Genomic DNA, 25,974 nt, shown 5'->3' with positions numbered 1-25,974 from the left:
TCTTTTCCTATCAATTCGCCCAGAAAATCTGGATTGCCCAGATTGCATAAACAAACACCGCAATAATCACTGCCGATGTTAAAACTAGGCGTAAACCTGATGCAGAGGGACCCATTTGACGAGTCGTGACATAATCGGTGAATACCTGCCACATTCCAATCCATGCATGCGCAACCAATGATAATACCGCAAGCAATGACAATATTTTCATCGGTAAAGTCATCATAAAGCCAGACCATTGTTCATAACTAAAATCGCCATGACACAATATCCAACCAAATACAACAAAAGTATAGACAGCCAACACGACTGCACTTACGCGTTGGATAAACCAGTCGCGTGAACCCGAACCTGTTAAACCAGTTGCACTTTTCATTACAGCACCACCCAGATAAATGAAGCCACAATACCAATTGCAGCAATTGCAAAGGCAACCCATGCTGCAATGCGACCACTGTTTAATTCTTCATTAAGGCCAAGATCTGCCAGTAAGTGTTTAATACCCATCACAAGGTGAAAATATAAACCTGCAACAAATACCCAAACGATAAAACGTACAAAGAAATTACCAAATACGACATTTTTGACATAATCAAAACCTTCGGGCGAAGATAATGATCGATCCAAGATCCATAAGAGAACTGGCACTAATAAGAAAACAATGACACCTGACAAACGGTGTAAAATCGATGCAATAGCCACGGGTGATTTTAAGTTTACAGCTAAAACTTGACCCATGGACAAATTGACAGGTCTGTTGCTTTTCACAGCGGGCATCCTGTAGTAACAACTCCAAAAACAGGAGTTTATGAATTAATTCGAAGGAAAGCTGGCATTATTAGGCAAAGCTTGCCCAACTCAAATGACAGGGAATTATAAAACGCACCACATAAAAATACAAATACGTTTGCAAAAAACTTCTTTAAAATTACTTAATTGAGAATTGTTTTCATTAAGAAATGATCAAGAAGCCCTGTTGATATAATGTACATTAATCATTCTTAAATTTGTAACAAATAAGACTTTGGTGCAATTTATTTATATCCCCTTTTAGCGATATAAAAAGATCCGCGCAAAACATCAAACAATGAGATATACAAATCTTCTTACAATTGTTTGAGTGAAAATAGTATGTTTTGCAGTAAGCTTGATACGTGTTACTGATCAATAAATATGACTAGGACATTATATCATTACCTTGGGTGGCGTGTGAGGTTTTATAATTTTTTAGCTAAATTGTACAAAAATTAGCGAACTGGCGAGTTTTTTCTGCTAAATGAGAATTGACAAAATCTCAACACTCACTAATCTTATAGCAAATTTCAGCAGTCTGATTGATTTTAAGAAATTTCATCTTCCAAACAAATCAGATTTTACATTCACCAGGACAGGAGAGCTTTTGAATGTCTGAAACAACTGGTAAAAAAGCCGTTTTAGAACTTGATGGCAAAAGAATTGAACTTCCAATTTACAGCGGCACATTAGGTCCAGATGTAATTGATGTTGGCAGTGTATTAAAAGAAGGACATTTTACTTTTGATCCTGGATTCATGTCTACCGCAGCTTGCGAATCAAAAATCACATTTATCGATGGTGACAAGGGCATTTTGTTACACCGTGGTTATCCGATTGACCAGCTCGCAACCCAGACAGATTATCTAGAAACCTGTTATTTATTATTAAATGGCGAATTACCAACTGCTGAACAAAAACAAGATTTTGACGCAAAAGTTCGTAAACACACCATGGTTCACGATCAAGTGAGTCGTTTTTTCAATGGTTTCCGTCGTGATGCACACCCTATGGCGATCTTGGTCGGTGTGGTTGGTGCATTATCTGCGTTCTATCACAACAACCTCGATATCGAAGATGTTGATCACCGTGAAATCACTGCAATTCGTTTGATTGCAAAAATTCCAACACTGGCAGCTTGGAGCTACAAATATACTGTAGGCCAACCTTTCATGTATCCACGTAACGACTTAAGTTACGCAGAAAACTTCCTGTACATGATGTTTGCAACGCCTGCGGACAAAGATTACAAAGTAGATCCAGTACTTGCAAAAGCAATGGATCGTATCTTTACCCTGCATGCTGACCATGAGCAAAATGCATCAACATCAACCGTACGTCTGGCAGGCTCTACTGGTGCAAATCCATATGCCTGTATCGCAGCAGGTATTGCAGCACTTTGGGGACCAGCGCACGGTGGTGCAAACGAAGCGGTACTTAAAATGCTTGATGAAATTGGTAGCGTAGAAAATGTTGCCGAGTTCATGGAAAAAGTAAAACGTAAAGAAGTGAAACTCATGGGCTTTGGTCACCGTGTGTATAAAAACTTCGATCCACGTGCAAAAGTCATGAAACAAACGTGTGATGAAGTTCTGGAAGCATTGGGTATCAATGATCCACAACTTGCATTGGCCATGGAACTTGAACGTATCGCCTTATCAGATGAATATTTCATCAAACGCAACCTTTATCCAAACGTGGATTTCTACTCTGGAATTATCTTAAAAGCAGTAGGTATTCCAACAGAAATGTTTACGGTAATCTTTGCGCTTGCACGTACTGTTGGCTGGATCAGCCACTGGTTAGAAATGCACGCTGCACCCTATAAGATTGGTCGTCCGCGTCAGCTTTATACGGGTCATACGCAACGCAACATTGAGCGTTAATCGGTAGTTTAATATTATAAAAAGGACGCTCTAGAGCGTCCTTTTTTATGAACCAAATATCGACTACATTTTAATTAGAAAATTTTATTCTTCTAGGAAAGGAATACAGGTTTTTAAATCGTCACAATTCTGCCCTGTTCTCGATTTTAGAAAATAATCTTGCACCATCTGTGCTTGCTGCTCAATACCATAATGTAAAAATGATTTACCAGCCCGTATCACATATTGATATCGTCGATCAAAAAGTGCTTTTTTGACCACTGCAATACCTTGTTGCAATTGCCAGACATGTACTAACTCATGAATTAACCATGATTGCAATGCTATACTTTCCTGAGCAAAATCATCTTTCCAATCTTTCTGATTAAAATAAATATTCCCATTGGGACTTATTGCATAATGTTGTAATACCAGTCTATGCGCAATAATTTGAATATCATCCAGCTTTAACTGCTGTCCAAAAACAGAATAGGCCAACGCTTTTTCGCCTATTGTCAGCGATCTTCTCTTTAAAACCCACAAAGAAGAGAGGGATTGAAAACCAATACGCCGCATATCTACTCACATTTGTACAGAATCGGGTTAAATAAACAAAAAGTTATCTAAAATACTATGTTTTCTTTACAATTTTAAAATACAATAGCCAAGATTTGAATTCTCAACCAAAATCACGATACTTGGTATGCTATTTTAGTGTAATACACAGCGATACCGATACTAAATGTATATTTTACTATGATGGTTGTGATCAATATAAAAGCATAACAGTTGATCTCAACGGCATCATATAATCCCTAAAAACAGGAAAATCATTCAAATGCGTAATTTTAAAATTGCCCTCGCACAATACTGTCCTTCCATTGGTAATATTGCATTAAATGCAAAAAAAATGCTGGAACAGGCACAGCAAGCCCAACAACAAGGTGCTGATATTGTAGTTTTTCCGGAACTTGCCTTAATTGGTTACCCACCAGAAGATCTATTATTGCGTCCAAGTTTGGTTAAACGCACCCAACAAGGTTTAAGCACCCTGCAACAGATCAAGGATATTATTGTCGTAGCAGGCTATGTACATATTGATGAAGCAGGCCAACGTTATAACTCTGCTGCATTAATTAAAAATGGTGAAGTACTGGGTGTTTATCATAAACAGAATTTACCCAACTATAGTGTATTTGACGAAAAACGCTATTTTACGCCAGGTCAACAACATCTGATTTTTGAACATGCCGGCCATAAATTCGGTATTTTAATCTGTGAAGACATCTGGATTGAACAAAATACTCAGCAACTGACCCAACTGGGTGTAGAAACGATTTTGGTACTCAATGCATCACCTTATGAAGCAGGTAAACCACAAACCCGTCAAAATCTAGTCAGCAAACTCAGCAAAACCTATAACGTGCGTATTGTCTATGTCAATCAGGTCGGTGGACAAGATGATTTAATCTTTGATGGTGCCTCTACGGTCACCAATATTGATGGTGAAATTGCTGCTCGTGCCAAACTCACTGATGAACAATTACTACTCATTGAATATAATGCTGAAGCAAAAGCCTATCTGGTACAGAAAAAACCACCTGCATTAGACACTATTCCAGAAATTTATCAACTTCTAGTGATGTCGGTTCGGGATTATGTCAACCATTCAGGTTTCTCCGGTGTGATTCTTGGCTTATCTGGCGGTATCGATTCTGCTCTTACGCTGGCGATTGCAGTTGATGCGTTAGGGGCAAATCGTGTACAAGCGGTCATGATGCCTTATACTTATACAGCACAAATCAGTGTGGAAGATGCCGCAGCACAGGCAAAACGTCTAGGCATTACCTTTGGTGTTGCAGAAATCAATCCCATCGTCAATGGTTTTATGAAAACTCTCTATCCCTTCTTTGGTGATGGTCCGGCTGATGCAACGGAAGAAAATTTGCAAGCCCGTTCTCGTGGTACATTGTTGATGGCTCTCTCCAACAAATTTGGTAATCTGGTGCTTTCGACCGGAAACAAATCCGAATTGGCAGTGGGTTACTGTACCTTATATGGTGATATGGTCGGTGGTTTTGCGCCACTAAAAGATGTTTATAAAACCATCGTCTTTGAATTGGCAAAATATCGCAACGCCATTGAAAAAACACCCGTCATTCCAGAACGTGTAATTACCCGCCCACCTTCTGCCGAACTACGTCCGGATCAAAAAGATCAGGATTCACTGCCGTCATATGACATTCTCGATGCAATTTTATATATGTACATTGAAGAAGATTTAAGCCAAGATAGTATTATCGAAAAAGGTTTTGATGCGGAAGTCGTGAAAAAAGTCATTCACCTTGTCGATAGAAACGAATATAAACGCCGTCAGGGTGCGATTGGCCCACGTATTAGCTCTAGAGCATTTGGACGTGAACGTCGCTATCCGATTGTCAATGGATGGAATGCTGGTGCCTGAAAAAAAATCTGCTCAACTGGCAGAACAACTGTATAAGCTACAAAAAGCTTATCTTAAAAACATGCTGCTCGGTGAAAAATCCCAGCAGCATCAGCAACAATTTATCGAGCATATTTTTAAAATCGCCGATCAGATTACCCTAAATCAGGTCATTGATTTGCAACAGCTCACCGGTGTGGTACGGGAGCAAGCATTTAAAATCAATCTTGCCCCACCCCTGCTCAGCGTCATTGGTGAAATAACCCAGAACCAGCATCAACAATTGATTAAGAATCATGCCCCATTAAAAAGCGTAATTTCTGATCAACAGGTGGAACACTGGATTCGTAAAATCCTCGAACTAGAAAATGTATTCGATTACATCAAAAATTATATTGAACAAACGCCACAAATTCGTGTTTTATGTGCATACTGGATTCATCAAAATATTGCCAAATATACGCCCGAACCGGTCCATACACTTTCAGATAAAACTAAAGCGAAACTACCACCACGTATTCAGCAATTTATTCAGCTACAACAACAAAAACTGGAAGAAAAACTTGAGGAAAAGACTGCACAATTATTTCAACAACAATTATTATTTTTATTCAGTCTGGAGCAGGAGGAATATCTTGCACTGGCATTAAGCCTTTGGGACAATCTAAAACAAAAGCCCATTTCTGAATTTGCCTCAAAAATTTCACCGTTAGATACCGAAGAAATCTTCATTCTTGCTTATGAATTCTGGAAAGATTATCGACATAATAGCGGCGTACAAGACATGATTCATCGCAGTATCCAGTACTTCTACCACACCTTTGAAAATGAATCCTTATTTTATTTATTTGAATCCACGGGTTTGAAAGTTAACGATATTCAAACTGAAGCCCAGCGTTTTGCACCCTCAATTTTACAACGTCTGGATCAACTAGATTTACTTGATCAATTTATCGACTTAATCATCGCGCCCTTTTTTCAGCAACAGACTACACTCGATCAAATCGCATCGTTTCTGGATCATCAGGCCGAATAGCGTTTTTATAGGATCACTTCGGTAAAAAAAGATTTTTTAACACACAAAAAAAGAGACCATACTGGGATGTATGGTCTATAAAAATGGTGGCTATGACGGGATTTGAACCTGTGACCCCAGCATTATGAGTGCTGTGCTCTAACCAACTGAGCTACATAGCCGTAAACTGTGCGAGCATTATATATTTTCAAGGCAGCACGTCAAGTCTTTATCTCTCGACTGTTTATTCTGCGTTCAATTTTTGTATTTTTTTGCCTGATCACTTTGCCCAAATTTCTTTTTTATCATTCTCAACATAAAAGTAATTGACCGATCACAGCCTAAGCCGTTAAGGTTATTGATTATTTATGATGATATTTGACTATGCTCGGTTTACCCTTTAATCATACCATCGCCATTATAATCATTACCGTCGTAGTGTCGCTGTTGGCATTTAATCAACCAAAATTGATGAATCGTCTCATTTTCTGGGGACCTGCAATTGGTCGTGGTCAGTATGATCGTTTTGTTACCTATGGCTTTATTCATGCAGATGGCTTTCATTTGTTGTTTAACATGATTACGCTCTTCTTTTTTGGTAGCTTTATCGAACAATTTTATCGTCAATATGCCTTTGATATGGGCTTTGCCCTGTTTTATCTGGGCGGCTTGATTGTTTCTATTTTACCCACCTATTTTAAGCATAAAAATGATGTCAATTATTTTAGCTTAGGCGCCTCAGGCGCAGTATCTGCCATTTTATTTGCCTTTATTCTGTTTCGTCCATGGAATATTATTTACGTGTTTTTTATTCCTGTACCTGCCATTATTTTTGCTGTGCTCTATGTTGCGTATAGCATTTGGGCCGAAAAACGAGGACAATCCGGCATTAATCATGGTGCCCATTTATGGGGTGCTGCCTATGGTATCGTTGTAACCATTGCGCTACAGCCTGAGGTTTTATCGATTTTCCTCCATCAGCTGACCAATCCTAGCTTTAGATAGTTTATTAGGTAGCCCATATTATGTCTTTTAGCAGTCTTGTTCTTGATACGGAAACCCATCGTTTAAATGGTAATCCGATTGAAATTGCTTATGCCCCTATTCAACTGGATCAGCGTGGCCTTATGGTCAATGAAAGTTTGATTTATGATGAATATTTTAGTCTGGATCAGGACACGGAGATTCAACTCTCCTCCATGGCAATCCACCATATTTTGCCGCAAGATCTAGTCGGTAAGGCTAATTTTCGAGAGTTTCGCCTGCCTCAGGATACGATTTATTTAATCGGCCACAATATTGATTATGATATTCAAGCCATTGCCCGTTGTGGTCAAGATGTACGTCATATCAAACCAATTTGTACCTTAGCACTGGCACGTTATGTATGGCCGAATCTGGATAGCCATTCTTTAAGTACACTCAGCTATGTAATTTCAGATAATCTTGAACAAACTCGGCAACAGCTTAAAAATGCCCATAATGCCAAAACGGATATTCTGCTTACAGCAAATTTACTGGATAAAATTATCCAGCATTATCAAATTACTGATATTGAACAACTCTATCAGCAATCCCAGCAAGCACGTTTGCCCCAATTCATGCCCTTTGGTAAATATAAAGGCACACCGCTGGCACAGGTGCCTATCGACTATGTTCAATGGCTACTCCGTCAGAGTGATATAGACCCCTACTTAAGAGAAGCATTAGAACAATGTTTTTAATTTCAGGGACATCCCCATGATGCAAGTATAAGGACTGGCTAAATTCATGCACTTTAAAATCGAAGCAATTGAGGTCGGCAATGCCTTACAGAACTATATCTGGATGCTGGTTGATACACATCAACAACAGGCAGTCGTGATTGATCCGACACAGGCAGACCTTGTACTTGAGTATTGTGAAAAACAACAATTAGAACTCACCCAGATCTGGATTACCCATAAACATCCCGACCATACTGGTGGCGTGGCAGAATTACGCCAGCAAACCTATGCCAAAGTCTACGCGCCTTTGGCAGAACGAGACAAGATCACCGAGGTTGATCATTTTTTACAAGATGGTGATACATTGCACTTTGCTGAAATGAAGGTTGATGTCATTGCCACACCGGGACATACACTCGGACATCTTTGTTATTTCATTGATGCCCTCGATGCACTGTTTACCGGAGATACCTTATTTGCAATGGGTTGCGGACGCTTATTCGAAGGCACATATACGCAAATGTATCATTCGCTCAATCGTCTGGCAGCCTTTCCACCACGCAGTAACGTCTACTGTGCACACGAATATACCGAGAGCAATGCCAGATTTGCGTTGACAATTGAGCCAGATAATGTCGCCTTACAACAACGCTATCAAGAAGTACAGAATTTACGTCAGCACAATAAAATTACTTTACCCTCGACAATTGCGTTAGAATTACAGACAAATCCCTTCCTGCGCTGCGAAAGTGTGGAAGAATTTCAAAAAGTACGTCAATTGAAAGATCAATTTTGATGGTTTGACTTGACTTAAGCCTTGGCTTTCTTCAAAATATGCGACTTGTTTACGGGCTGGTTTTGTGTTGTGGTTTATTCACCAATACATATTTTAATCAAGCCCGCCCCAGACTAACTAATTTCAAGGAGTGCACGAGTGGCAAACTCTGCTCAAGCAAAAAAACGTGCTCGTCAAAACGTAAAAGCACGCAAACATAACGCAAGCTTGCGTTCTATGGTTCGTACCTATCTTAAACGTGTTGTTGCAGCGATCTCTGCTGGTGAACATGCGGTTGCAACTGAAGCTTACAAAAAAGCTGTACCAGTCATTGACCGTATGGCTGATAAAGGTATTATCCACAAAAATAAAGCTGCTCGTCATAAGAGCCGCTTGAATGCACAAATTAAAGCGCTGGCAACTGCTGCAAACTAATTTGTTGTATATAGAAAAAGCCCGTTAAGGGCTTTTTTTGTGTCTTGCATTTCAATGAAATGTTTAGATCATATTTCCAACTAACTGCTGAATCTCCAGTTGTTGATGCTGTCCTCTCCAAACCCAGTGTACACGGCTATGTTTAAATTCATCCGCCACATCGAACCAAACAAATAGACCTTCCATCATTTCTGGCCAGTCTTTCTGTTCTACCTGAAAATGTCCCGCAATCACGGCAATAAATGCTGCCAGAATAGTATCGTGACTCACTGCCAGACTTAATTTCGCCTCAGATTGATATGGATGATTCTGGATCAAATGAGAGTTGTATAACAGCTCCAAGACATCGAGAACACCATTAATCGGATGTTTCATACCGGGCAAAGCATTCTGTACAAAACTATTGATAAAACCCACAGCACCTTGCTCACGAAAATGTGGTGCAGCCTGTTTGATATCCACCACAAAACTACCTGGTTCAACCAGTAACTTTTGTTCAAGAATATCGATCTTGTGGGTATTTTCCACATGAACCTGATCAGCACCAGCAATCATCAATTCTGCGGTTTCGATACAGCGCTGGATGGGACTACTGATACAATTGACAATATGGCGATCTGAATTATGGGTTAGATATTTTCCCCAAGCGAAAGCCAACTCCCGTCCTTCATCGGTCAATTGCAGGTCATAACCGGCTAGACCAATACCACGCACCACTTCCCGAAGCGAATGTCGGGTAAATAAAATCACGGAAGTGTTTGTGTCTGGCAATAAATCCACTGCCTGCAACATACTTTGCGGTAAAAGTTTTAATGCGCTCACGATAATGATGACATGAAATTTTGATAACGAGACTCAACTATACCATGTTCATATGATTACTCAATCTGCTAACACTCTTCCCTGTAAAAAGTCTGCCAATATTGACCAATCCTGTATCTGACGCAGTGCAATAAAATTGCCATTGAGTAGACTCGTCCGTTGGTTATATCGAAAAGGTTGATGATTCAAATCAAACACATCACCACCAATACTTTGTAGCAAGCCCTGTCCTGCCGAGGTATCCCATTCACTGGTTGGATGAAAGCGTGGATAGACATCAATTTGCTCTTCTAGCATCATGCAAAATTTATAAGCACTGCCTGCGGCGACTTTTTCATATTTAATCTGATGTTGTTGCAAATATTGTAAAAATTCGGCATACAAAGCACTTCTTTCAGGTCGTCGGCTCATGGCAATATGCAATACTGTCCTGTCTTGTTGCGAAATTGAAGGTTCAAATTTCATTAAACAAATTTGTTCTTGCTGCCATTGCCACTTAAAAGGTAAATCGCCCTGTTCACCGATATAGATGGTATGCTGCAAGGGTACCGCAATCGCCGAAATGACTGATTCACCAGCATTGATCAAACTTAAGTTAATGGTAAATTCGCCGGTTTGATCAATAAATTCTTTGGTACCGTCAAGCGGATCAAGCAACCAGAATGTTTGCCAATTCTGCCGCACTTGATGCAGCCCCTCCTCGGATAAAATCGGCAAATCCGGAAAATTTTGTCGTAATTGCGCAGTAATATAATCATTGGCTTTTATATCGGCCTGTGTCACTGGAGAGTGATCTTTTTTCTCTTCAATATTAAACTGTTGGCCGCCTATGAATGACTGATATTCCTGACACAGGATCTGACTTGCCTGCCGTAAAATTTCGCATAGGTGTTGCAATTTCTGTGGCATTTGTTGTAATGCAACATCTTTAAACATGCTGGTCTCTCCTCTGTCTATGTCTAATGTAGCAAATTTTGTCCATGACACAACGCCACAATGTGTACTATTTGACATGGATGGTACATTACTTGATCTGGCCTTTGATAATTATATCTGGATGCAACTGGTCCCAAAATTGTGGGCCAAACAAAACCAATGCGATATCGCAACCGCAAAACAGCGGCTTTATCAGTTTTATCTCGACAACCAAGGTCATTTACACTGGTATTCAAGTCAGTTCTGGCAGAAACAACTCGGCATTGATGTTCTAGCCTTGCAATATGCACATCGCCATCTTATCCGAGCTAGGCCGTATTGTTTTGAGTTACTCGAACAATTGCAGCAACGTCAAATTGAATGTTGGCTAGTCACCAATGCTGACCAAGCAACCTTAACCCTTAAACTTGAAAATGTCGCATTGCGCCCTTATTTTAAACATATTGTCAGTAGTGAAAGCTTAGGCGCGGCAAAGGAACAACAGGAATTTTGGCACGCTTTACAACAACGTCACGATTTTGATCCTCGACAGAGCGTTTTTATTGATGATAATTATGATGTATTAGCAAGTGCCAAACAATTTGGTATTCGTCAACTCATCAGTATTGCACAGCCTGATTCTTCCGAGCCTCAAGCTGTAGCACAGCGCCTAATGAAAGATGAATTTATCCATCTCGATCAATTAACAGATTTACTCGACTTGATCCATCTCCATTCAATATTTTAGGATATGCACTGTCTATGAAAAAACAAACGCATCCATCATCGGAGAAACCATCTCTCGAAGCTATGCGTATTGATAAATGGCTTTGGGCAGCACGTTTTTTCAAAACCCGCTCCATTGCCAAAGCAGCAATTGAAGGCGGCAAGGTTCATCATCAAGGTGATCGAGTTAAAGTTTCCAGAGATGTACGCGTCGGAATGGAGTTGACCATTCAACAAGGTTTTGATAAAAAAACTGTTGTGGTAAAAGCACTATCGGGAATTCGGGGTGGTGCCCCACAGGCGCAATTACTCTATGATGAAACCGAAGTCAGTATTGCCAGACATGAACTCATTTCTGCTCAACGGAAACTCAATAATATGGCACGGCCAGAACATAAACCAAATAAAAGGGATCGACGACAAATTCATAGATTTCAACAAGAAAATAGCCTAGGTCATGATGATGCATGGTTTGATGATCAGGTTTAATTTTGTGCGACAGAGTTTGTCGCATGAACAATATCAGCACTCGCATTGTTGTACAAATTCTGCCATGATTACGACTACAAAGATCTGCCGATCCTAACGTAAACAAGGCATCCACTTTGGTCAAAAAAGGGAGAATGAAAGCATATCAAGCCTCTTGATGTGCTGCCAGATACCCGAAACATTTCACAGTATTGAGGTTTTGAGATGGATGATAACAAAACAAAGGCACTAAGTGCTGCACTAAGCCAGATTGAAAAACAATTTGGTAAAAACACCGTGATGCGCCTAGGTGCTAACACGGTACTAGCGGTAGAAGCAGTTTCAACAGGTTCCCTAACCTTGGATATTGCTCTAGGTATTGGCGGTCTACCAAAAGGTCGTATTGTTGAGATTTATGGCCCGGAATCTTCTGGTAAAACCACCATGACATTACAGGCGATTGCCCAGTGTCAAAAAAATGGTGGAACATGTGCATTCATCGATGCAGAACATGCGCTTGATCCAGAATATGCCAAAAAACTTGGTGTAGATATCGATAACTTGCTGGTATCTCAACCGGATAACGGTGAACAAGCCCTTGAGATTGCCGACATGCTGGTGCGTTCAGGTGCAATTGATATGATCGTGATTGACTCCGTTGCCGCATTAACACCAAAAGCAGAAATTGAAGGTGAAATGGGTGATTCTCATATGGGTCTACAAGCCCGTTTGATGAGTCAGGCCTTGCGTAAAATTACCGGTAATGCCAAGCGTTCAAATTGTATGGTGATCTTCATCAACCAGATTCGTATGAAAATTGGTGTAATGTTCGGTAGCCCGGAGACGACTACTGGTGGTAATGCCTTAAAATTCTATGCTTCTGTTCGTCTGGATATTCGCCGTATCGGTGCAGTCAAAGAAGGCGATGAGATTATTGGCAATGAAACCAAAGTCAAAGTGGTGAAAAACAAAATGGCACCGCCATTTAAAGAAGCACTGTTCCAGATTTTATATGGCCAAGGTACCAATATTCTCGGTGAAGTCATTGATTTGGCTGTAGCACAGGATATCGTACAAAAGGCAGGTGCTTGGTATTCTTATCAAGGCAATAAAATCGGTCAAGGTAAAAATAATACCATTCGTTATCTTGAGGAAAATTCTCAGATTGCCGAACAAATCGAAACCACCATTCGAGAACGTATGTTGGTTAAAACAGTTGCGCCTGAGCAAGAAGAAACTGTTGCAGAACTCGATGAGTTATCGCTTGGTTTACAGAACTAATCCTTATAAACTTCATGCAAAACGCTCTCTATCTGAGAGAGTTTTGCAATAATTATCAATTAATCCTCTTATGAAAGACTCCCCTTACCCAGCCAAAAAAGTTCCTACAGGCAATAGGCTACGTGCACTTGGTTTTGCCTTGCTGGCAAAAAAAGAATATTCCAGAAGTGATCTCAAGCAAAAACTTCTGGCCTATGGCGCAGATCTCGATGAAGTGGAAACTTTGGTAGAAGAATTGGCACAACAACATTATCAAAGTGATGAGCGTATGGCGGGTATGCTATTACGTAGTCAGATTCGTCAGGGACGTGGCCCGGCCCGTATTAAACAAGCACTTAAAAAACATGATATTGACCCAGAACTTGCCCAACAAGAATATGATGAGGTGGACTGGTTTCAGCAAGCTTTAAGCTTAAAAATTAAAAAATTTGGTTCAGAAATCGCAACCGATCCCAAACAAAAAGCCAGACAAATACGCTTCTTGCAATACCGTGGTTTTGCAATGGATGTCATTATGAAAGTGGTGAACTATAAAGGAGAAGAAGATTTTTATTAGATGGTGGCAACCCCACTAGCAATACTTCGGCACATCATGATTCTATTACCGTTGCTACCTTCCGGTCCTGGCGGGGTTCATAGAGCACAATTGCGAAGTCACCAGCAGGGCTACCATTGCACTGCAAAGTATAGAGATTTTTTATTTTCTTGCAAGTAAAAAAGCCACTGCCAGATATCCATTGTATAATTTCTCCACAATAATTGCTTAATTTACATAAAACTGATAAACAATCACGATTTACATCATCGTTAAACACTACATTCGACGTTATACTAGAGCTATCTTTAATCAAATATTTTTCGATGCGCAACCACGGGCTAACTATGAAAAAGATTGTTTTGCTAACGAGTATCCTCTGTGTATCCACACCTCTTTTTGCGATTCAGATTGAGCAAAGAGATTTATCCAGCAATAATAATGCAGTCGGCAATGTACCCGCCACACAGCAAAGTACACAGTTCTGGGAACTTCATCAGCAAATTCAACAACTACAAACCCAAATTCGACAGTTGCGTGGTCAGATTGAAGAACAGGACAATCAAATCGATCAACTCAATAACGATCTAAAAAATCGTTATACCGATCTGGATCAACGACTGGAAATACTTAATCAAAAAATCGATCCTGATACAGACACAGAAACTGCGCAGGACGGTGAAGCAGCATCAACTGAGCAGAACCCGAGTCAGACGCCATCTTCACAAAACACGACCACATCAACTGCTGGAGCACAAAACACGCAACTTGATGAAGCTGCCTACAACATGGCTTATGAAGCCTATAAACAAGGCGGTGCGGCAAAAGCCATTGCACCAATGGAAAATTTCATTAAAAATCATCCCAATAGTCCATATGTCAGCCATGCCTATTACTGGCTGGGGGAGTTTAATTTATCGCTTACCCCTCCCAACTATAATCAGGCCAAAGATAATTTTGCTATCGTGGCAGGTAATTATCCGCAATCCAATAAAGCACCCTCTGCCTTATATCGTCTCAGTGAAATTGCTAAAAATATTGATAAAGATACCCCTAAAGCCCGGGAATATTATTTAAGACTGATTCAAAAATATCCTGATTCAAATGATGCCAAAACAGCAAGAACCTCGATAAATCTTTAATAAAAAAGGCCGTATCATTGATAATGATACAGCCTCTTTTTATCGTAATACTGTAGTGGTTTAACGCACAATACCCCGTGTCGAATGATTGAGCGAATCTAGCAGTAATTGCGCTTCAGGTACATTCGGTAAAATTTCCGTGGAAATCTGAGTAATTGCTTCTTGTGTGGTGAGATTTGAACGGTAAAGAATTTTAAATGCCTGTTTCAAGCCATCAATGGTCGTTTTAGACCAACCTTTACGGCGCATACCCTCAAAATTCATGCCATGCGCATGTGCCGGATTCCCCGATGCCATCACAAATGCAGGTACATCCTTTACAATTAAGGATGCGCCACCAACCATACTGTATGAATCAACTCGGCAAAATTGATGGATGCCAGAGTTCCCTCCCAAAATGACATAATCACCAATATGTACATGGCCTGCGATACCGGCATTGTTGGCAATGATGTTATGATCACCTATGCGACAATCATGTGCGACATGGGTATTCACCATCAATAAATTATGACTGCCAATTTTGGTTAGGCCTTGATCCTGTGCAGTACCACGATGCAAAGTACAATGCTCACGAATGGTATTATGATCACCAATCTCGAGCCAGGTTTCTTCACCTTGATACTTTAAATCCTGACACCGCTCCCCAACACTTGAGAACTGAAAAATCTGGTTGTGTTTGCCAATACGTGTATTCTCTGTAATCACAACATGAGCATGTATTTTTGTACCACTCTCAATACTAACATTTGGCCCAATAATCGAATATGGGCCAACGCTGACATCCGAAGCGAGCTCCGCACTTGGATGAATGATTGCGGTTGAATGAATTAACTGTGCATTCGTCATCATGAAGGTAATGTTTGTCTAGAAAGTATAATTTCAGCTTGCGCGACAATCTTATCATCAACACAAGCTGTTGCGTGAAATTTAAAGACTCCACGCCGATTTAATATCAACTCAGAATTCAAAATAAGTTGATCCCCTGGTACAACTTGTTTCTTGAAACGTACATGTTCCATACCCGCAAACAAAAATGTATCACCATCTTGCGGTTTTTTCTGCAAAATAATCATGCCTAGAATACCAGAAAGCTGTGCCAATGCCTCCATAATTAATACACCCGGCATAATCGGATAATGCGGAAAATGTCCCTGAAAAAATTCCTCATTCATGGTCAAATTCTTATAACCTTGAATTTTAGTCATATTTTCAATTGCAATAACGCGATCAACAAGTAAAAATGGATACTGGTGTGGGAGATATTCACGGATTGTCTGGATCTGCATGGGTAATTCAGGCAGTGTCACGGCATCTATATTATGTTGTTCACTATTCATCATTTGAAGGTTTTATAAAAGGTTTTGATAATTCAAGCTGTTCAATACGACTATGTAAACTGTTAAGTTGCTTTACAATTTTACTAACAGGCGTTTCAGAAAGCTGCCTAAGCCCAATCACTGCTCGTTTCCAAGCACTATTTTCCAGCAAACCTGTGCCGGATGAATAGGTACCTGATTGACTTACCGATTTTGTCACCATCGACATACCTGTGAGTTGGACATGATCTGCAATAGTAAGATGTCCTGCCACGGCACAACAACCACCAAAGATACAATGCTGTCCAATAGTCGTACTACCCGCAATCGCAGTATTTGCAGCAATTGCAGTATGCTTACCAATTTGCACGTTATGTGCAATTTGTACTAGATTATCAATAATTACACCATCGTCAATGACCGTATCATCCAAAGCTCCGCGGTCTACACTACAATTAGAACCGATACGAACATTGTTACCGATGCGCACACTACCAATTTGTGCAATGCGGTGCCATCGCCCCTGATAAGGTGCAAAACCAAAGCCTTCACTTCCAATACAGGTATTGGCATGAATACGAACATATTCACCAATTTGCGCCTCAGCCAATATCGTGACATGCGATTCGATATAAGCAAATTGACCAATTGTGACATTGCTGTCGATATGTACATGTGGAAAAATAATGCTGTTGTCACCAATCACCACATGTTCGCCAATCACTGCATAATCGCCTATGTGAACATTCTCACCAATTTTTGCTGTTTTATGAATTTTTGCTGTTTCGCCAATACCTTGAATAGAAACAGGGCGGGCAAATAGATGCGTGAGTTGTGCAAAAGCAAGATAAGGAGAAGCAACTTCAAGCACAATACAATGCGGTGTTAATTGTTCAACCAGTGCATACGGTGCGATAAGTACGCCTGCTTTGGAAGCCAATGCCTGAGCAAGATATTTTTCACCATTTACAAATGAAATATCTACTGCCTCAGCATGTTCAAGACTTTTGAGGTGGCTCACGATAAATTGAGAATCGCCATGCACAATCGCTTGTACATGACGACTAATTTCAGCAACACTTAGATTCACGAATCCAACCTTATTTCAAAGATGCATTAACCTTTTGTGTAACCTGAGAAGTTAAATCAATTGAAGGATCCAAGCTCACCACTGCACTACGATTTAATATCGCACTATAACCACCGGATTTACGTAAATCTTCAGTGGCTTGCTCTATTTTAGGTGCCAGTGTTTTATTGATATTTTCCAGTGTATCCTGCGCACGTTTTTGCATACCCGCTGCATTGGAATTATATTCATTCATTTTTGATGCATAGTCTTGTTCCAGCTTTTTCAAATCAGCTTCTTTCATGACTTTAGCATCAGTTTGCGCTTTTTGTTGTAAGGCCGTAATCTCTTTGGTTAAACGCTCATGTTTTTGTTGCTGAGGCTTAAGCGCTGATTCCAGACTTGCCATTTGAGATTTCATATAAGTGGTATCAGAAGCTGCCTTCTGAATATCCACTACCGCATATTTTTCTGCAAATGCAGCCGCAGATGTCATTAATCCCACAGCCAACATTGAAGAAATAAATAATTTACGCATACTTCACTCCTAGTTTTTTAATTTCAATCATCTTCTGATTAAAAAGTACGCCCGATTTCAAATTGAATCGATTTAGTATCATCGCCATCTTTATCATTAAGCGGATAAGCATAACTTAATGATAATGGTCCAATCATGGTAATCCACGTAAAGCCAATACCTGCACTATAACGCATTTCATTTAAATCAAAATCATATTGACTTGAATTTGTATCAAAAACTTGACCGCCCTCAATAAACATCACAGGACGAACTTGTCGTGCCCAGTCACCTTTGGTCGGTAGCGGTAATACCAGTTCTATACCCGCTTGCACTAAAGCATTACCACCCACTTCTTCCGGATCCTGATCTTCTTGATTGGTTTGTTCGTATATCACTGAGGGATATCTTGGTCCCAATGTATTGGAATCATAACCGCGCACAGAACCATAACCACCAGCAAAGAAGTTTTTATAAAATGGCAAGTCATGACCATAACCCAACTTACCATAACCACGTAAGACAAAATTACGCCATAATGGCAAATAAGCCTGTGTATCATAAGTTACTTTTTGGTATTCAACATCACTGCCAGGCAATGCCGCATCTAGGCTGACACGATGATAAGCCCCTTTAGTTGGGAAAACAGGTCGATCCAGCGTGTTATAAGCCCATGATAAATTCAGGTTATAGCTTAAATACTCACCTTGAAATTCATCTTCATAGCTGACCCATTGATCATCATTGGGACCACAAGTAGAATTTGTAGAATCCCAAATATTGTCTGGACAATAACGTCCTTGTCCTGTGGCTTTACCATCATGGGCTAACAGATAATCACGTACATAGGTCGAGACATAAGGCCCCGTTGTAACCTTGGTTTTATCCACATTCAGCGTTGCACTAACACTTTGATTTTCATCAAGTGGATAACCAAAGGTTAATGAACCACCTAAGGAGTCCGTCACATAATTGCTGACGTTATAATCATCATCAAGCTTGGTCTTACGATAATAGATGTTATAACCACGACTAATCCCATCAAGGGTAAAGTATGGATCATAGATATTTAAATTATAATAATCGAGCGTATCGGAACGGGATAAATCAATCGATACCCGATTTCCGGTTCCCATAAAGTTGGTTTGACTCAAACCAAGCTGATAGGTCACACCACCACCCTGCGAATAACCTACTGCAATAGTACTTGTACCAGAATGCTGTTCTTCAACTGCAACATCCAGATCGACCTGATCGGGTGAATTCGGCACGCGCGTAGGTTTGATATCCACCGTTTTAAAGAAACCGGTACGTTCCAGACGCACCTTGGATAAATCAATTTTTTCATTACTTGCCAATGCACCTTCCATTTGGCGCATTTCACGACGTAACACATCATCGGCCGTTTTATTATTACCGCTAAAATTGATACGGCGTACTGTCACTTGCTGACCTGGATTAATATAATAATTTAGATCAACAGTTTTTGTTTCACCGTTGATTTCAGGTACAACATTGACTTCGGCAAAGTAATAGCCAGCATTACCATATTTACGTAATAATAATTGCTTGACCGCATTCACTTTGGCTTGGGAATAAGTTTCACCTGTTTTGAACAGTTGCAAAGCCTGTAAATCTTTATCAGGGAATAAGGCATCACCTAAAAACTTGGTTTCTCCAAATTTAAATTGCTCACCTTCATCAACACCGACTTCGATAAAAATATTCTTTTTATCTGCACTAATATCCAGTTGGGAGTTGGTCACAGTAAAATTAATATAACCATCATTAAGATACATCGCCCGTAAGGCTTCCAGACTGGCCGTCATTTTTTCTTTTGCGTAACGATCATTACGTGTCAGGATAGAAGACCATGAGCTTTCTTTTACCGCAAAAGCACGTTCGATATCACTTTCTTTAAATACAGTATTGCCAATCACATTAATGCTAACAACTTTAGCCGCAGTGCCTTCTGCAAATTTGAGCTTTAAATCCACTCGGTTATTCGGACGGGCAATCGTTTCAACCTGTACATCTGCATTATAACGACCTTGCTGGGTATATTGCTGTTCCAGTTCGTTTTCAATATTTTGTAAAACAGATTTCTGTAAAACTTCGCCCTCACTGATGCCCATTTTTTTTAGGCCATCTTGCAGCGCTTCTTTGGGAATAAGCTTATTGCCTTCCATTTCAATTTTGGCAATTACAGGACGTTCAACAACTTTAAAGACTAAATTGTTGCCGTTACGTTCGGCCTGAACATCATCAAAATTACCAGAACTAAATAACACACGGACAGTATTTGCGATTGCTGCCTCGTCGATCTGGTCGCCACTACTGATTGGAATAATATTATATACATTTGCTGGTGTTAAACGGACTAACCCTTCAACCCGAATATCACTCACTTGAAAACTTTCTGCGTGTGCTGTCTGGACAACTGCCATCGCACTCACTAAAGCTAAAGGCATAAAAAAAGGATTGTGCCGCATATTGTTCATTTCCAGTATTTTCAATCAATTAGGTTGAAGTTCATTACAAACGCATAATGTCGTTAAATAAAGCCAATAGCATCATTGTGCCCAATAGCGCCATGCCAATTTTTAATCCAAACAATTGAACTTGTTCAGATACAGGACGACCACGCAAAGCTTCGATGATGTAATATACTAGATGTCCACCATCTAGCATAGGAATCGGTAACAAATTTAACACACCAAGACTTACACTCATCAATGCCATAAAGGATAAAAAGGTTTGCCAGCCCATTTCTGCACTTTGTCCAGCAACTTTGGCAATGGTAATCGGACCAGATAAATTATCTAGACCAATCAACCCCTTAACCATTTTCACGATACCCGTTACAGTCATTACCGAGAGTTGCCATGTTTTATCAACTGCAACAGCAAAAGCCTGCAAGGGTGTATATTGCACTTTCATTAAAAATTCATCTGGAATTTTGTAATGCTCTTGCTTAATTCCAGCACCTATAAATCCTGTTTCATTACCCATTGCATCTTTTCGTGCTTGAGGCATAACCTGTAGATCAATGGATTGTTGATCCCGTAAAACCGTAAAGGTGATTAACTTTTCAGGGGATAAGCGAATCTTTTCCACCACCTGATACCAGTCTTGTACAGCCTGCCCATTCATGGCAGTAATTTTATCCCCGACCTGCATGCCCTGACGTAAAGCTGCGCCATCTTTTGACAGTTCGCCAATAATTGGCTGAATATGTGGTTGATAGGGCATAAAGCCTAGACTTTGTAAGGGGGATTGATTTTGATCTTGAATAAAGTTCTTAATCGGTAACTGTTTTTGCAGCACCTGTTCGTCACGCTCAACCGTAATATCAACAGTACCTGTTTCACCCATACGGCCAAGTAAAGCGTAATTTAACTTTTCCCAAGTCGGTGTCGTCTGCGCATCAATCGCAGTAATTTTATCTCCTACCCTCAAATCAACCTGAGCCGCAGGACTTTGCTCAATGACTTTGCCAATACGGGTACTTAATTGTTCACTGGCAGGTAAGCTTAAGATCCAGAATAAAATCACAGCCAGTAATAAATTAATCAATGGACCAGCCGCCACAATTGCAATTTTTTTCCATGGCGATTGACGATTAAAGGCCAGATGTAGCTGATCTTCGGGGACATTGCCTTCCCGTTCATCCAGCATACGCACGTAACCGCCTAGTGGCAATGCAGCCAGCCGATACTGAATTCCGGATTTTTTTGACGTCCATTGTATCAATGTGGGACCAAAGCCGATTGAATAAACCAGTACTTTTACCCCCACACGCCGCGCCACCCAATAATGACCAAACTCGTGTATAGCAATCAATGGGCCCAATAACAAAACTGCTGCGACAATAATAAATAGAATACTCATGCTTGCACTCCGTATTGTCTAATCCAGTGTGCTGCGTTATCACGAGCACACTGATCCGCAGCCAGAACCACGTTCAAATCATCTGCCGATTCAAACTGACTTTGTTGTAAAACAGCATCAACTAAATTTGCAATATCCAAGAATCCAATTTTTTCCTGTAAAAAAGCTGCCACAGCAATTTCATTCGCTGCATTTAAAATACTCGGTGCAGTACCACCCTCTCTCATACTCTGTCTAGCGAGTTTCAATGCAGGAAATTTTTCCAGATCAGGCGGGCAAAAATCCAGTTTTTGCACATCGAATAAATCCAGCATTTTAACCTGAGTCGAAATACGTTCCGGCCAAGCCAGCGCATGCGCTATGGGTGTACACATATCAGGATTTCCCATCTGTGCCAGTGTTGAACCATCAATATATTGCACCATAGAGTGAATAATACTTTGTGGATGGATGACAACTGTAACAAAATGTTCTGATATTGCAAATAAATGGCAGGCTTCAATTAATTCTAAGCCTTTATTCATCAAAGTTGCAGAGTCTACAGATATTTTTTGTCCCATCGACCAGTTGGGGTGTTTACAGGCTTGTGCTGGTGTCACCTGCTGCATTTGTGCAAGGCTAAAATTTAAAAAAGGGCCGCCTGAAGCAGTCAGTAATAAACGGGACACTCCAAGTTGCGGTTGTTTATTGTGTTGTCGATGTGAAAAATACTGTTGGGGTAAGCATTGGAAAATTGCATTATGTTCAGAATCTACTGGCAAAACCAATGCACCTGATTTTTCAGCTTCGGCAAGCATGATCTCGCCGGCCATTACCAAGGCTTCTTTATTGGCAAGTAAAACCCGTTTGCCCGCTTTTACCGCTGCCAATGTCGAAGATAAACCGGCAGCCCCGACAATAGCGGCCATCACCACATCAACCTCTGATGCAGAAGCAATTGCAACAAGTCCTGCTTCATCAAGCAACAGCTCTGGCAACTGTTTCAATCCTTTTTGAGCAGCAATATCTTTAAATAATCCAACATAACCTTGCGGCAGTGCCACGACTTCTGGTTGAAATTGCAGGCAAATATCGACCAGTTCGGCAATCCGATGAAAACCAGAAATCGCATAGAGATGATACTTATCCGGATGATCAGCCAAAATTTTAAGTGTGCTCTGACCAATTGACCCCGTTGCACCTAAAATTGCCACAGACTGTTTCATTAAAGATCAAACCCTAAAAATTTAAATAGATAAATGCCAGCAGCAAAAACAGGCGCAGCAGCAAGTAAGGAATCGACACGATCCAGTACACCACCGTGACCCGGCAGAATACGTCCGGAATCTTTAATACCGGCACGACGTTTGACCATGGATTCGACCAGATCTCCCAATACCGATGCAATCACGGTAATCAGCGACAAAAGCATAAAGCCCACAAATGGCCAGAAGGATAAATCCAGATATAAACTTGAGATGATAATGATGATAATCCCTGAAGTCCCCAGACCACCCATCAGGCCTTCGATCGATTTATTCGGACTGACCAAGGGTGCCAGTTTACGCATACCAAATTTCTTACCAACAAAGTAAGCACCACTATCTGCCCCCCACACCAACAGGAAGACATACATCAACCACCATGGCGAAAATTGCCAGAGTGAAAATATTGCCGTAACCGCTGCAATAATGAGTAATCCACCCAGAAAATACAATATGGCGTTATACCAACCATCATATTGTGGATATCGGCGCACCCAAGTCACACTGACAATCCACACCCCAATCGATGCCAGCCACAATAAAATCCATACATCTTTTAAATAAATAATCGAAATGAGTACAATCACAGCAACCACAATGCCTGACAACCAAGCCATGGATTTTACTGCCGGTTCAACTTCATTTTTTTGTGGCATTAACTTATACCACTCGTAACCGGCTCCGAGCGCTGCCAAAGACATCAATACAATCATTGGGTAAGGTGCAGTCGTTGCAAACATACAACTTAAAACGACCGCAACCAGAATTAATGCGGTAACGATCCGTTCTAACATAATTCTAATTCTCTTGTGGATACTGCATCATCTGGACTTGTTCGGAAGTTTTACCAAACCGACGCTCTCTTCGTGCAAATTTTTTTAATATTTGATCAAATTCTTTAATTGTAAAATCCGGCCACAATGTTTCTGTAAAAAACAATTCTGCATAAGCGGATTGCCACATTAAAAAATTTGATAACCGATAATCACCACCTGTACGAATCAATACATCTACAGAGGGTAAATCACTTAAACACACATACTGGTTAAACAAATTCACATCAATTTGGGCAGGTTGCAAGATACCTTGTTGTACTTGCTCTGCGATTTTTTGTGCAGCCTGCGTAATGTCCCACATCCCCCCATAACTAATCGCAATGGTGAGTGTCATACTCGAATAATGGGCAGTCTGAGATTCAGCATCGGCCATCAGGTGTTGCAACTGCTCGGACAGCTGGGCGCGATCACCAATAAAACGCAAGGCAATCTGATGTGCATGCATCCGTGGAATTTGCTGATGAATCGCCTCTTCCAGTAGTTGCATCAACAATTCGACTTCTACAACAGGCCGATTCCAGTTTTCACTTGAAAATGCAAAAATAGTGAGCGCAGAAATACCTGTTTTTCGACAATGTTCTACAATAGGATCAAGCGAGTCTTTACCCGCCCGATGCCCCTCACCCGAAGCAAGTTGATGCTTTTTACCATAGCGGTTGTTGCCATCCATAATGATGGCAACATGCCGAGGCAAATGTGGTGACAATAAAGGTTGAGCAATCAATGCATTACACCTGCATCAATTCAGCTTCTTTGGCTGCCAGACGCTTATCTACTTCAGCAATATATTTGTCTGTTAATTTTTGCACATCATCACCTGCACGACGTTCATCATCTTCGGAGATTTCTTTCTCTTTTAACAAATCCTTCACATCGCCCAGAATATCACGACGAATATTACGAATCGCAATTTTGGCATTCTCCGCTTCAGCACGCGCCAGCTTTTGCATATCACGACGTGTTTCTTCGGTCAGTGCAGGAAGTGGGACACGAATCGCATCGGCAGTGATTGGATTTAAACCTAAATCGCCTTCACGAATGGCTTTATCAATTGCTGATACCATGGTACGTTCAAAAGGTTGAACGATCAGTGTACGTGAATCTTCAACACCAACGTTTGCAACTTGGTTTAAAGGAACATCCGAACCATAATAAGGCACCATTACGCCATTTAACATCGAAGGATGTGCTCGTCCAGTACGCACTTTTGCAAAGCCTTGTTCCAAAGACTCAATGCTTTTTTGCATACGTAGTTCACCATCTTTTTTCAGGTCATTAATCATGGTTAATTCCGCTTCGGTTTTTCAAAATTTAACTATTATAAAGTGATTTAATCAGAAAAGTGTGACTAAATTTATCTGATTGTGTGGTTACTCACCCGAGTACCTTCATTTTCCCCCATCACCACTGACAGTAATGAGCCAGACTTATTCATGTCAAAGACGTGTAACGGCACATCATGATCGCGACATAAACAAATTGCGGTCAAATCCATCACCCCTAATTTTTCATCCAGCACCTGATCAAAAGTTAAATGATCATATTTCACAGCATCGTCATATTTATTAGGATCTTTATTATAGACGCCATCCACTTTAGTTGCTTTCAGAATCAATTTAGCTTCGATCTCGATACCACGTAAACATGCTGCGGTATCAGTGGTGAAAAATGGATTACCTGTTCCGGCAACAAACACACAGACTTCACCATTATTTAAATGACGAATCGCATCACGACTGGAATATGGCTCAACCACTGTACCAATTTCCAGTGCAGACATCAGACGGGTTTTGATGTTACGACGAATCAGAGCATCTCGCATCGCCAAACCATTCATTACGGTTGCCAGCATGCCCATTTGATCGCCTGTGACACGTCCGACCAATCCATCTTTTTGTAATTGGCTGCCGCGATACAGGTTACCACCACCCACAACGATACCAACCTGTACACCCAGACCAACCAGATGTGCAATCGATAGCGACATTTGATCCAGCACAGTTGCATCAATACCCATCTCACGATTACCGGAAAGCGCTTCGCCAGACAGCTTTAACAGAATACGTGCATAACGTGGACTTTTTTCGCTCATATTTCTACTCCAAAGTGGGATGTCTTAAAAATCATTTATAATGTTGCCATCTGTATAGATGGCACTGTATCAGGTCATATATCAAA

At 40.6% G+C, this 25,974-nt stretch carries 28 protein-coding genes, 1 tRNA gene and 1 other RNA gene; 12 read left to right on the top strand and 18 right to left on the bottom strand.

Features of this window, described 5'->3' with window-relative positions; genetic code table 11:
• Positions 1-10 precede the first annotated feature (10 nt).
• Both sdhD and sdhC read right to left on the bottom strand, forming a co-directional pair.
• Positions 11-376: a succinate dehydrogenase, hydrophobic membrane anchor protein gene (sdhD, locus tag CRO21_RS10040; RefSeq protein WP_087621556.1), complete on the bottom strand. Its 366-nt coding sequence runs from the start codon at positions 374-376 to the stop codon at positions 11-13.
• Positions 376-777, bottom strand: a complete 402-nt coding sequence (gene sdhC, locus CRO21_RS10035) for a succinate dehydrogenase, cytochrome b556 subunit (protein WP_171294025.1) — start codon at positions 775-777, stop codon at positions 376-378. The genes sdhD and sdhC overlap by 1 nt, the downstream gene beginning before the upstream one ends.
• A 626-nt stretch (positions 778-1,403) precedes the next feature.
• On the opposite strand from sdhC, the gene gltA reads away from it, so the two are divergent.
• Positions 1,404-2,678 (top strand): citrate synthase, encoded by a 1,275-nt coding sequence (gene gltA, locus CRO21_RS10030; RefSeq protein ID WP_097079162.1) that lies wholly within the window; start codon positions 1,404-1,406, stop codon positions 2,676-2,678.
• An 84-nt stretch (positions 2,679-2,762) separates the two neighbouring features.
• On the opposite strand, the gene CRO21_RS10025 is transcribed toward gltA, so the two are convergent.
• The gene (locus tag CRO21_RS10025) at positions 2,763-3,233 is read right to left on the bottom strand and encodes a type IV secretion protein Rhs (protein ID WP_097079161.1); all 471 of its coding nucleotides are present in this window, start codon (positions 3,231-3,233) and stop codon (positions 2,763-2,765) included.
• A gap of 262 nt (positions 3,234-3,495) precedes the next feature.
• On the opposite strand from CRO21_RS10025, the gene CRO21_RS10020 reads away from it, so the two are divergent.
• Entirely contained in the window at positions 3,496-5,121 is a 1,626-nt protein-coding gene (locus CRO21_RS10020) for an NAD+ synthase (RefSeq protein ID WP_097079160.1), read from the top strand.
• Complete coding sequence (locus CRO21_RS10015; RefSeq protein WP_141398127.1) at positions 5,114-6,136, top strand: hypothetical protein; 1,023 nt, start codon at positions 5,114-5,116, stop codon at positions 6,134-6,136. The genes CRO21_RS10020 and CRO21_RS10015 overlap by 8 nt, the downstream gene beginning before the upstream one ends.
• 84 nt (positions 6,137-6,220) lie before the next feature.
• Here CRO21_RS10015 and CRO21_RS10010 read toward each other — a convergent pair.
• Positions 6,221-6,297: transfer RNA gene (locus CRO21_RS10010), tRNA-Met, on the bottom strand.
• A gap of 202 nt (positions 6,298-6,499) precedes the next feature.
• Here CRO21_RS10010 and CRO21_RS10005 point away from each other — a divergent pair.
• The 4 genes from CRO21_RS10005 to rpsT all read left to right on the top strand — a co-directional run bounded on the left by CRO21_RS10005 (position 6,500) and on the right by rpsT (position 9,031).
• The gene (locus tag CRO21_RS10005; protein WP_097079158.1) at positions 6,500-7,120 is read left to right on the top strand and encodes a rhomboid family intramembrane serine protease; all 621 of its coding nucleotides are present in this window, start codon (positions 6,500-6,502) and stop codon (positions 7,118-7,120) included.
• Positions 7,121-7,140: 20 nt separating this feature from the next.
• Positions 7,141-7,839 (top strand): putative quorum-sensing-regulated virulence factor, encoded by a 699-nt coding sequence (locus CRO21_RS10000; RefSeq protein ID WP_097079157.1) that lies wholly within the window; start codon positions 7,141-7,143, stop codon positions 7,837-7,839.
• Positions 7,840-7,885: 46 nt separating this feature from the next.
• On the top strand, positions 7,886-8,617 hold the full coding sequence (gene gloB, locus CRO21_RS09995) for a hydroxyacylglutathione hydrolase (RefSeq protein ID WP_097079156.1): 732 nt from the start codon (positions 7,886-7,888) through the stop codon (positions 8,615-8,617).
• Positions 8,618-8,755: 138 nt separating this feature from the next.
• Positions 8,756-9,031, top strand: a complete 276-nt coding sequence (gene rpsT / locus CRO21_RS09990) for a 30S ribosomal protein S20 (RefSeq protein ID WP_087621565.1) — start codon at positions 8,756-8,758, stop codon at positions 9,029-9,031.
• A gap of 63 nt (positions 9,032-9,094) precedes the next feature.
• Here rpsT and CRO21_RS09985 read toward each other — a convergent pair whose 3' ends face one another.
• Both CRO21_RS09985 and CRO21_RS09980 read right to left on the bottom strand, forming a co-directional pair.
• Positions 9,095-9,823, bottom strand: a complete 729-nt coding sequence (locus CRO21_RS09985; protein ID WP_097079232.1) for a phosphoglycerate mutase family protein — start codon at positions 9,821-9,823, stop codon at positions 9,095-9,097.
• Between the two features lie 90 nt (positions 9,824-9,913).
• Complete coding sequence (locus CRO21_RS09980) at positions 9,914-10,789, bottom strand: 3'(2'),5'-bisphosphate nucleotidase CysQ family protein (RefSeq protein WP_228150409.1); 876 nt, start codon at positions 10,787-10,789, stop codon at positions 9,914-9,916.
• A 19-nt stretch (positions 10,790-10,808) separates the two neighbouring features.
• On the opposite strand from CRO21_RS09980, the gene CRO21_RS09975 reads away from it, so the two are divergent.
• The 4 genes from CRO21_RS09975 to CRO21_RS09960 all read left to right on the top strand — a co-directional run bounded on the left by CRO21_RS09975 (position 10,809) and on the right by CRO21_RS09960 (position 13,799).
• On the top strand, positions 10,809-11,516 hold the full coding sequence (locus CRO21_RS09975) for an HAD-IA family hydrolase (RefSeq protein ID WP_097079230.1): 708 nt from the start codon (positions 10,809-10,811) through the stop codon (positions 11,514-11,516).
• 14 nt (positions 11,517-11,530) lie between these two features.
• On the top strand, positions 11,531-11,983 hold the full coding sequence (locus tag CRO21_RS09970) for an RNA-binding S4 domain-containing protein (protein ID WP_097079155.1): 453 nt from the start codon (positions 11,531-11,533) through the stop codon (positions 11,981-11,983).
• Between the two features lie 204 nt (positions 11,984-12,187).
• Positions 12,188-13,243, top strand: a complete 1,056-nt coding sequence (gene recA, locus CRO21_RS09965) for a recombinase RecA (protein ID WP_097079154.1) — start codon at positions 12,188-12,190, stop codon at positions 13,241-13,243.
• Between the two features lie 70 nt (positions 13,244-13,313).
• Positions 13,314-13,799, top strand: a complete 486-nt coding sequence (locus CRO21_RS09960; protein ID WP_097079153.1) for a regulatory protein RecX — start codon at positions 13,314-13,316, stop codon at positions 13,797-13,799.
• A gap of 10 nt (positions 13,800-13,809) precedes the next feature.
• Here CRO21_RS09960 and ffs read toward each other — a convergent pair.
• An RNA gene (ffs, locus tag CRO21_RS09955) (signal recognition particle sRNA small type) lies at positions 13,810-13,906 on the bottom strand.
• 219 nt (positions 13,907-14,125) lie between these two features.
• Between ffs and CRO21_RS09950 the strand changes: the two genes are divergently transcribed.
• Positions 14,126-14,920 carry a tetratricopeptide repeat protein gene (locus CRO21_RS09950; RefSeq protein ID WP_097079152.1) on the top strand — a complete coding sequence of 265 codons (795 nt, stop codon included), beginning with the start codon at positions 14,126-14,128 and terminating at the stop codon, positions 14,918-14,920.
• Between the two features lie 60 nt (positions 14,921-14,980).
• Here the strand turns inward: CRO21_RS09950 and lpxA are convergent, their stop codons facing one another.
• The 11 genes from lpxA to pyrH form a co-directional block, all read right to left on the bottom strand.
• Positions 14,981-15,769 (bottom strand): acyl-ACP--UDP-N-acetylglucosamine O-acyltransferase, encoded by a 789-nt coding sequence (gene lpxA / locus CRO21_RS09945; RefSeq protein WP_097079229.1) that lies wholly within the window; start codon positions 15,767-15,769, stop codon positions 14,981-14,983.
• Positions 15,769-16,260 carry a 3-hydroxyacyl-ACP dehydratase FabZ gene (fabZ, locus tag CRO21_RS09940; protein ID WP_378234996.1) on the bottom strand — a complete coding sequence of 164 codons (492 nt, stop codon included), beginning with the start codon at positions 16,258-16,260 and terminating at the stop codon, positions 15,769-15,771. Before fabZ ends, lpxA begins: the two co-directional genes overlap by 1 nt.
• Complete coding sequence (lpxD, locus tag CRO21_RS09935; RefSeq protein WP_097079150.1) at positions 16,253-17,329, bottom strand: UDP-3-O-(3-hydroxymyristoyl)glucosamine N-acyltransferase; 1,077 nt, start codon at positions 17,327-17,329, stop codon at positions 16,253-16,255. Before lpxD ends, fabZ begins: the two co-directional genes overlap by 8 nt.
• Before the next feature lie 10 nt (positions 17,330-17,339).
• Positions 17,340-17,846: an OmpH/Skp family outer membrane protein gene (locus tag CRO21_RS09930; protein ID WP_097079149.1), complete on the bottom strand. Its 507-nt coding sequence runs from the start codon at positions 17,844-17,846 to the stop codon at positions 17,340-17,342.
• A 38-nt stretch (positions 17,847-17,884) separates the two neighbouring features.
• The gene (gene bamA / locus CRO21_RS09925) at positions 17,885-20,272 is read right to left on the bottom strand and encodes an outer membrane protein assembly factor BamA (protein WP_409449483.1); all 2,388 of its coding nucleotides are present in this window, start codon (positions 20,270-20,272) and stop codon (positions 17,885-17,887) included.
• Between the two features lie 88 nt (positions 20,273-20,360).
• On the bottom strand, positions 20,361-21,716 hold the full coding sequence (gene rseP, locus CRO21_RS09920) for an RIP metalloprotease RseP (RefSeq protein WP_097079147.1): 1,356 nt from the start codon (positions 21,714-21,716) through the stop codon (positions 20,361-20,363).
• Positions 21,713-22,921, bottom strand: coding sequence for a 1-deoxy-D-xylulose-5-phosphate reductoisomerase (dxr, locus tag CRO21_RS09915; protein ID WP_097079146.1), 1,209 nt, complete (start codon positions 22,919-22,921; stop codon positions 21,713-21,715). The genes rseP and dxr overlap by 4 nt, the downstream gene beginning before the upstream one ends.
• Positions 22,921-23,754: a phosphatidate cytidylyltransferase gene (locus CRO21_RS09910; RefSeq protein ID WP_097079145.1), complete on the bottom strand. Its 834-nt coding sequence runs from the start codon at positions 23,752-23,754 to the stop codon at positions 22,921-22,923. The genes dxr and CRO21_RS09910 overlap by 1 nt, the downstream gene beginning before the upstream one ends.
• A 4-nt stretch (positions 23,755-23,758) precedes the next feature.
• Positions 23,759-24,502, bottom strand: a complete 744-nt coding sequence (uppS, locus tag CRO21_RS09905) for a polyprenyl diphosphate synthase (RefSeq protein ID WP_265734861.1) — start codon at positions 24,500-24,502, stop codon at positions 23,759-23,761.
• 22 nt (positions 24,503-24,524) lie between these two features.
• Positions 24,525-25,079: a ribosome recycling factor gene (frr, locus tag CRO21_RS09900; RefSeq protein ID WP_097079144.1), complete on the bottom strand. Its 555-nt coding sequence runs from the start codon at positions 25,077-25,079 to the stop codon at positions 24,525-24,527.
• A gap of 71 nt (positions 25,080-25,150) precedes the next feature.
• Positions 25,151-25,888 (bottom strand): UMP kinase, encoded by a 738-nt coding sequence (gene pyrH / locus CRO21_RS09895; RefSeq protein WP_097079143.1) that lies wholly within the window; start codon positions 25,886-25,888, stop codon positions 25,151-25,153.
• Positions 25,889-25,974: the final 86 nt, after the last annotated feature.

Source organism: Acinetobacter puyangensis (genome assembly GCF_900096995.1).
Taxonomy (GTDB): domain Bacteria; phylum Pseudomonadota; class Gammaproteobacteria; order Pseudomonadales; family Moraxellaceae; genus Acinetobacter; species Acinetobacter puyangensis.
The sequence above is the reverse complement of the archived record's forward strand: the minus strand, read 5'-3'. Positions and strand labels throughout refer to the sequence as shown.

Bases quoted from the DNA above. Each gene is read 5' to 3' on its own strand.
- sdhD (WP_087621556.1), bottom strand. From the start codon at position 376: ATGAAAAGTGCAACTGGTTTAACAGGTTCGGGTTCACGCGACTGGTTT.
- sdhC (WP_171294025.1), bottom strand. From the start codon at position 777: ATGCCCGCTGTGAAAAGCAACAGACCTGTCAATTTGTCCATGGGTCAA.
- gltA (WP_097079162.1), top strand. From the start codon at position 1,404: ATGTCTGAAACAACTGGTAAAAAAGCCGTTTTAGAACTTGATGGCAAA.
- CRO21_RS10025 (WP_097079161.1), bottom strand. From the start codon at position 3,233: ATGCGGCGTATTGGTTTTCAATCCCTCTCTTCTTTGTGGGTTTTAAAG.
- CRO21_RS10020 (WP_097079160.1), top strand. From the start codon at position 3,496: ATGCGTAATTTTAAAATTGCCCTCGCACAATACTGTCCTTCCATTGGT.
- CRO21_RS10005 (WP_097079158.1), top strand. From the start codon at position 6,500: ATGCTCGGTTTACCCTTTAATCATACCATCGCCATTATAATCATTACC.
- CRO21_RS10000 (WP_097079157.1), top strand. From the start codon at position 7,141: ATGTCTTTTAGCAGTCTTGTTCTTGATACGGAAACCCATCGTTTAAAT.
- gloB (WP_097079156.1), top strand. From the start codon at position 7,886: ATGCACTTTAAAATCGAAGCAATTGAGGTCGGCAATGCCTTACAGAAC.
- CRO21_RS09985 (WP_097079232.1), bottom strand. From the start codon at position 9,823: ATGTTGCAGGCAGTGGATTTATTGCCAGACACAAACACTTCCGTGATT.
- CRO21_RS09980 (WP_228150409.1), bottom strand. From the start codon at position 10,789: ATGTTTAAAGATGTTGCATTACAACAAATGCCACAGAAATTGCAACAC.
- CRO21_RS09975 (WP_097079230.1), top strand. From the start codon at position 10,809: ATGTCTAATGTAGCAAATTTTGTCCATGACACAACGCCACAATGTGTA.
- CRO21_RS09970 (WP_097079155.1), top strand. From the start codon at position 11,531: ATGAAAAAACAAACGCATCCATCATCGGAGAAACCATCTCTCGAAGCT.
- recA (WP_097079154.1), top strand. From the start codon at position 12,188: ATGGATGATAACAAAACAAAGGCACTAAGTGCTGCACTAAGCCAGATT.
- CRO21_RS09960 (WP_097079153.1), top strand. From the start codon at position 13,314: ATGAAAGACTCCCCTTACCCAGCCAAAAAAGTTCCTACAGGCAATAGG.
- CRO21_RS09950 (WP_097079152.1), top strand. From the start codon at position 14,126: ATGAAAAAGATTGTTTTGCTAACGAGTATCCTCTGTGTATCCACACCT.
- lpxA (WP_097079229.1), bottom strand. From the start codon at position 15,769: ATGACGAATGCACAGTTAATTCATTCAACCGCAATCATTCATCCAAGT.
- fabZ (WP_378234996.1), bottom strand. From the start codon at position 16,260: ATGAATAGTGAACAACATAATATAGATGCCGTGACACTGCCTGAATTA.
- CRO21_RS09930 (WP_097079149.1), bottom strand. From the start codon at position 17,846: ATGCGTAAATTATTTATTTCTTCAATGTTGGCTGTGGGATTAATGACA.
- bamA (WP_409449483.1), bottom strand. From the start codon at position 20,272: ATGGCAGTTGTCCAGACAGCACACGCAGAAAGTTTTCAAGTGAGTGAT.
- rseP (WP_097079147.1), bottom strand. From the start codon at position 21,716: ATGAGTATTCTATTTATTATTGTCGCAGCAGTTTTGTTATTGGGCCCA.
- dxr (WP_097079146.1), bottom strand. From the start codon at position 22,921: ATGAAACAGTCTGTGGCAATTTTAGGTGCAACGGGGTCAATTGGTCAG.
- CRO21_RS09910 (WP_097079145.1), bottom strand. From the start codon at position 23,754: ATGTTAGAACGGATCGTTACCGCATTAATTCTGGTTGCGGTCGTTTTA.
- frr (WP_097079144.1), bottom strand. From the start codon at position 25,079: ATGATTAATGACCTGAAAAAAGATGGTGAACTACGTATGCAAAAAAGC.
- pyrH (WP_097079143.1), bottom strand. From the start codon at position 25,888: ATGAGCGAAAAAAGTCCACGTTATGCACGTATTCTGTTAAAGCTGTCT.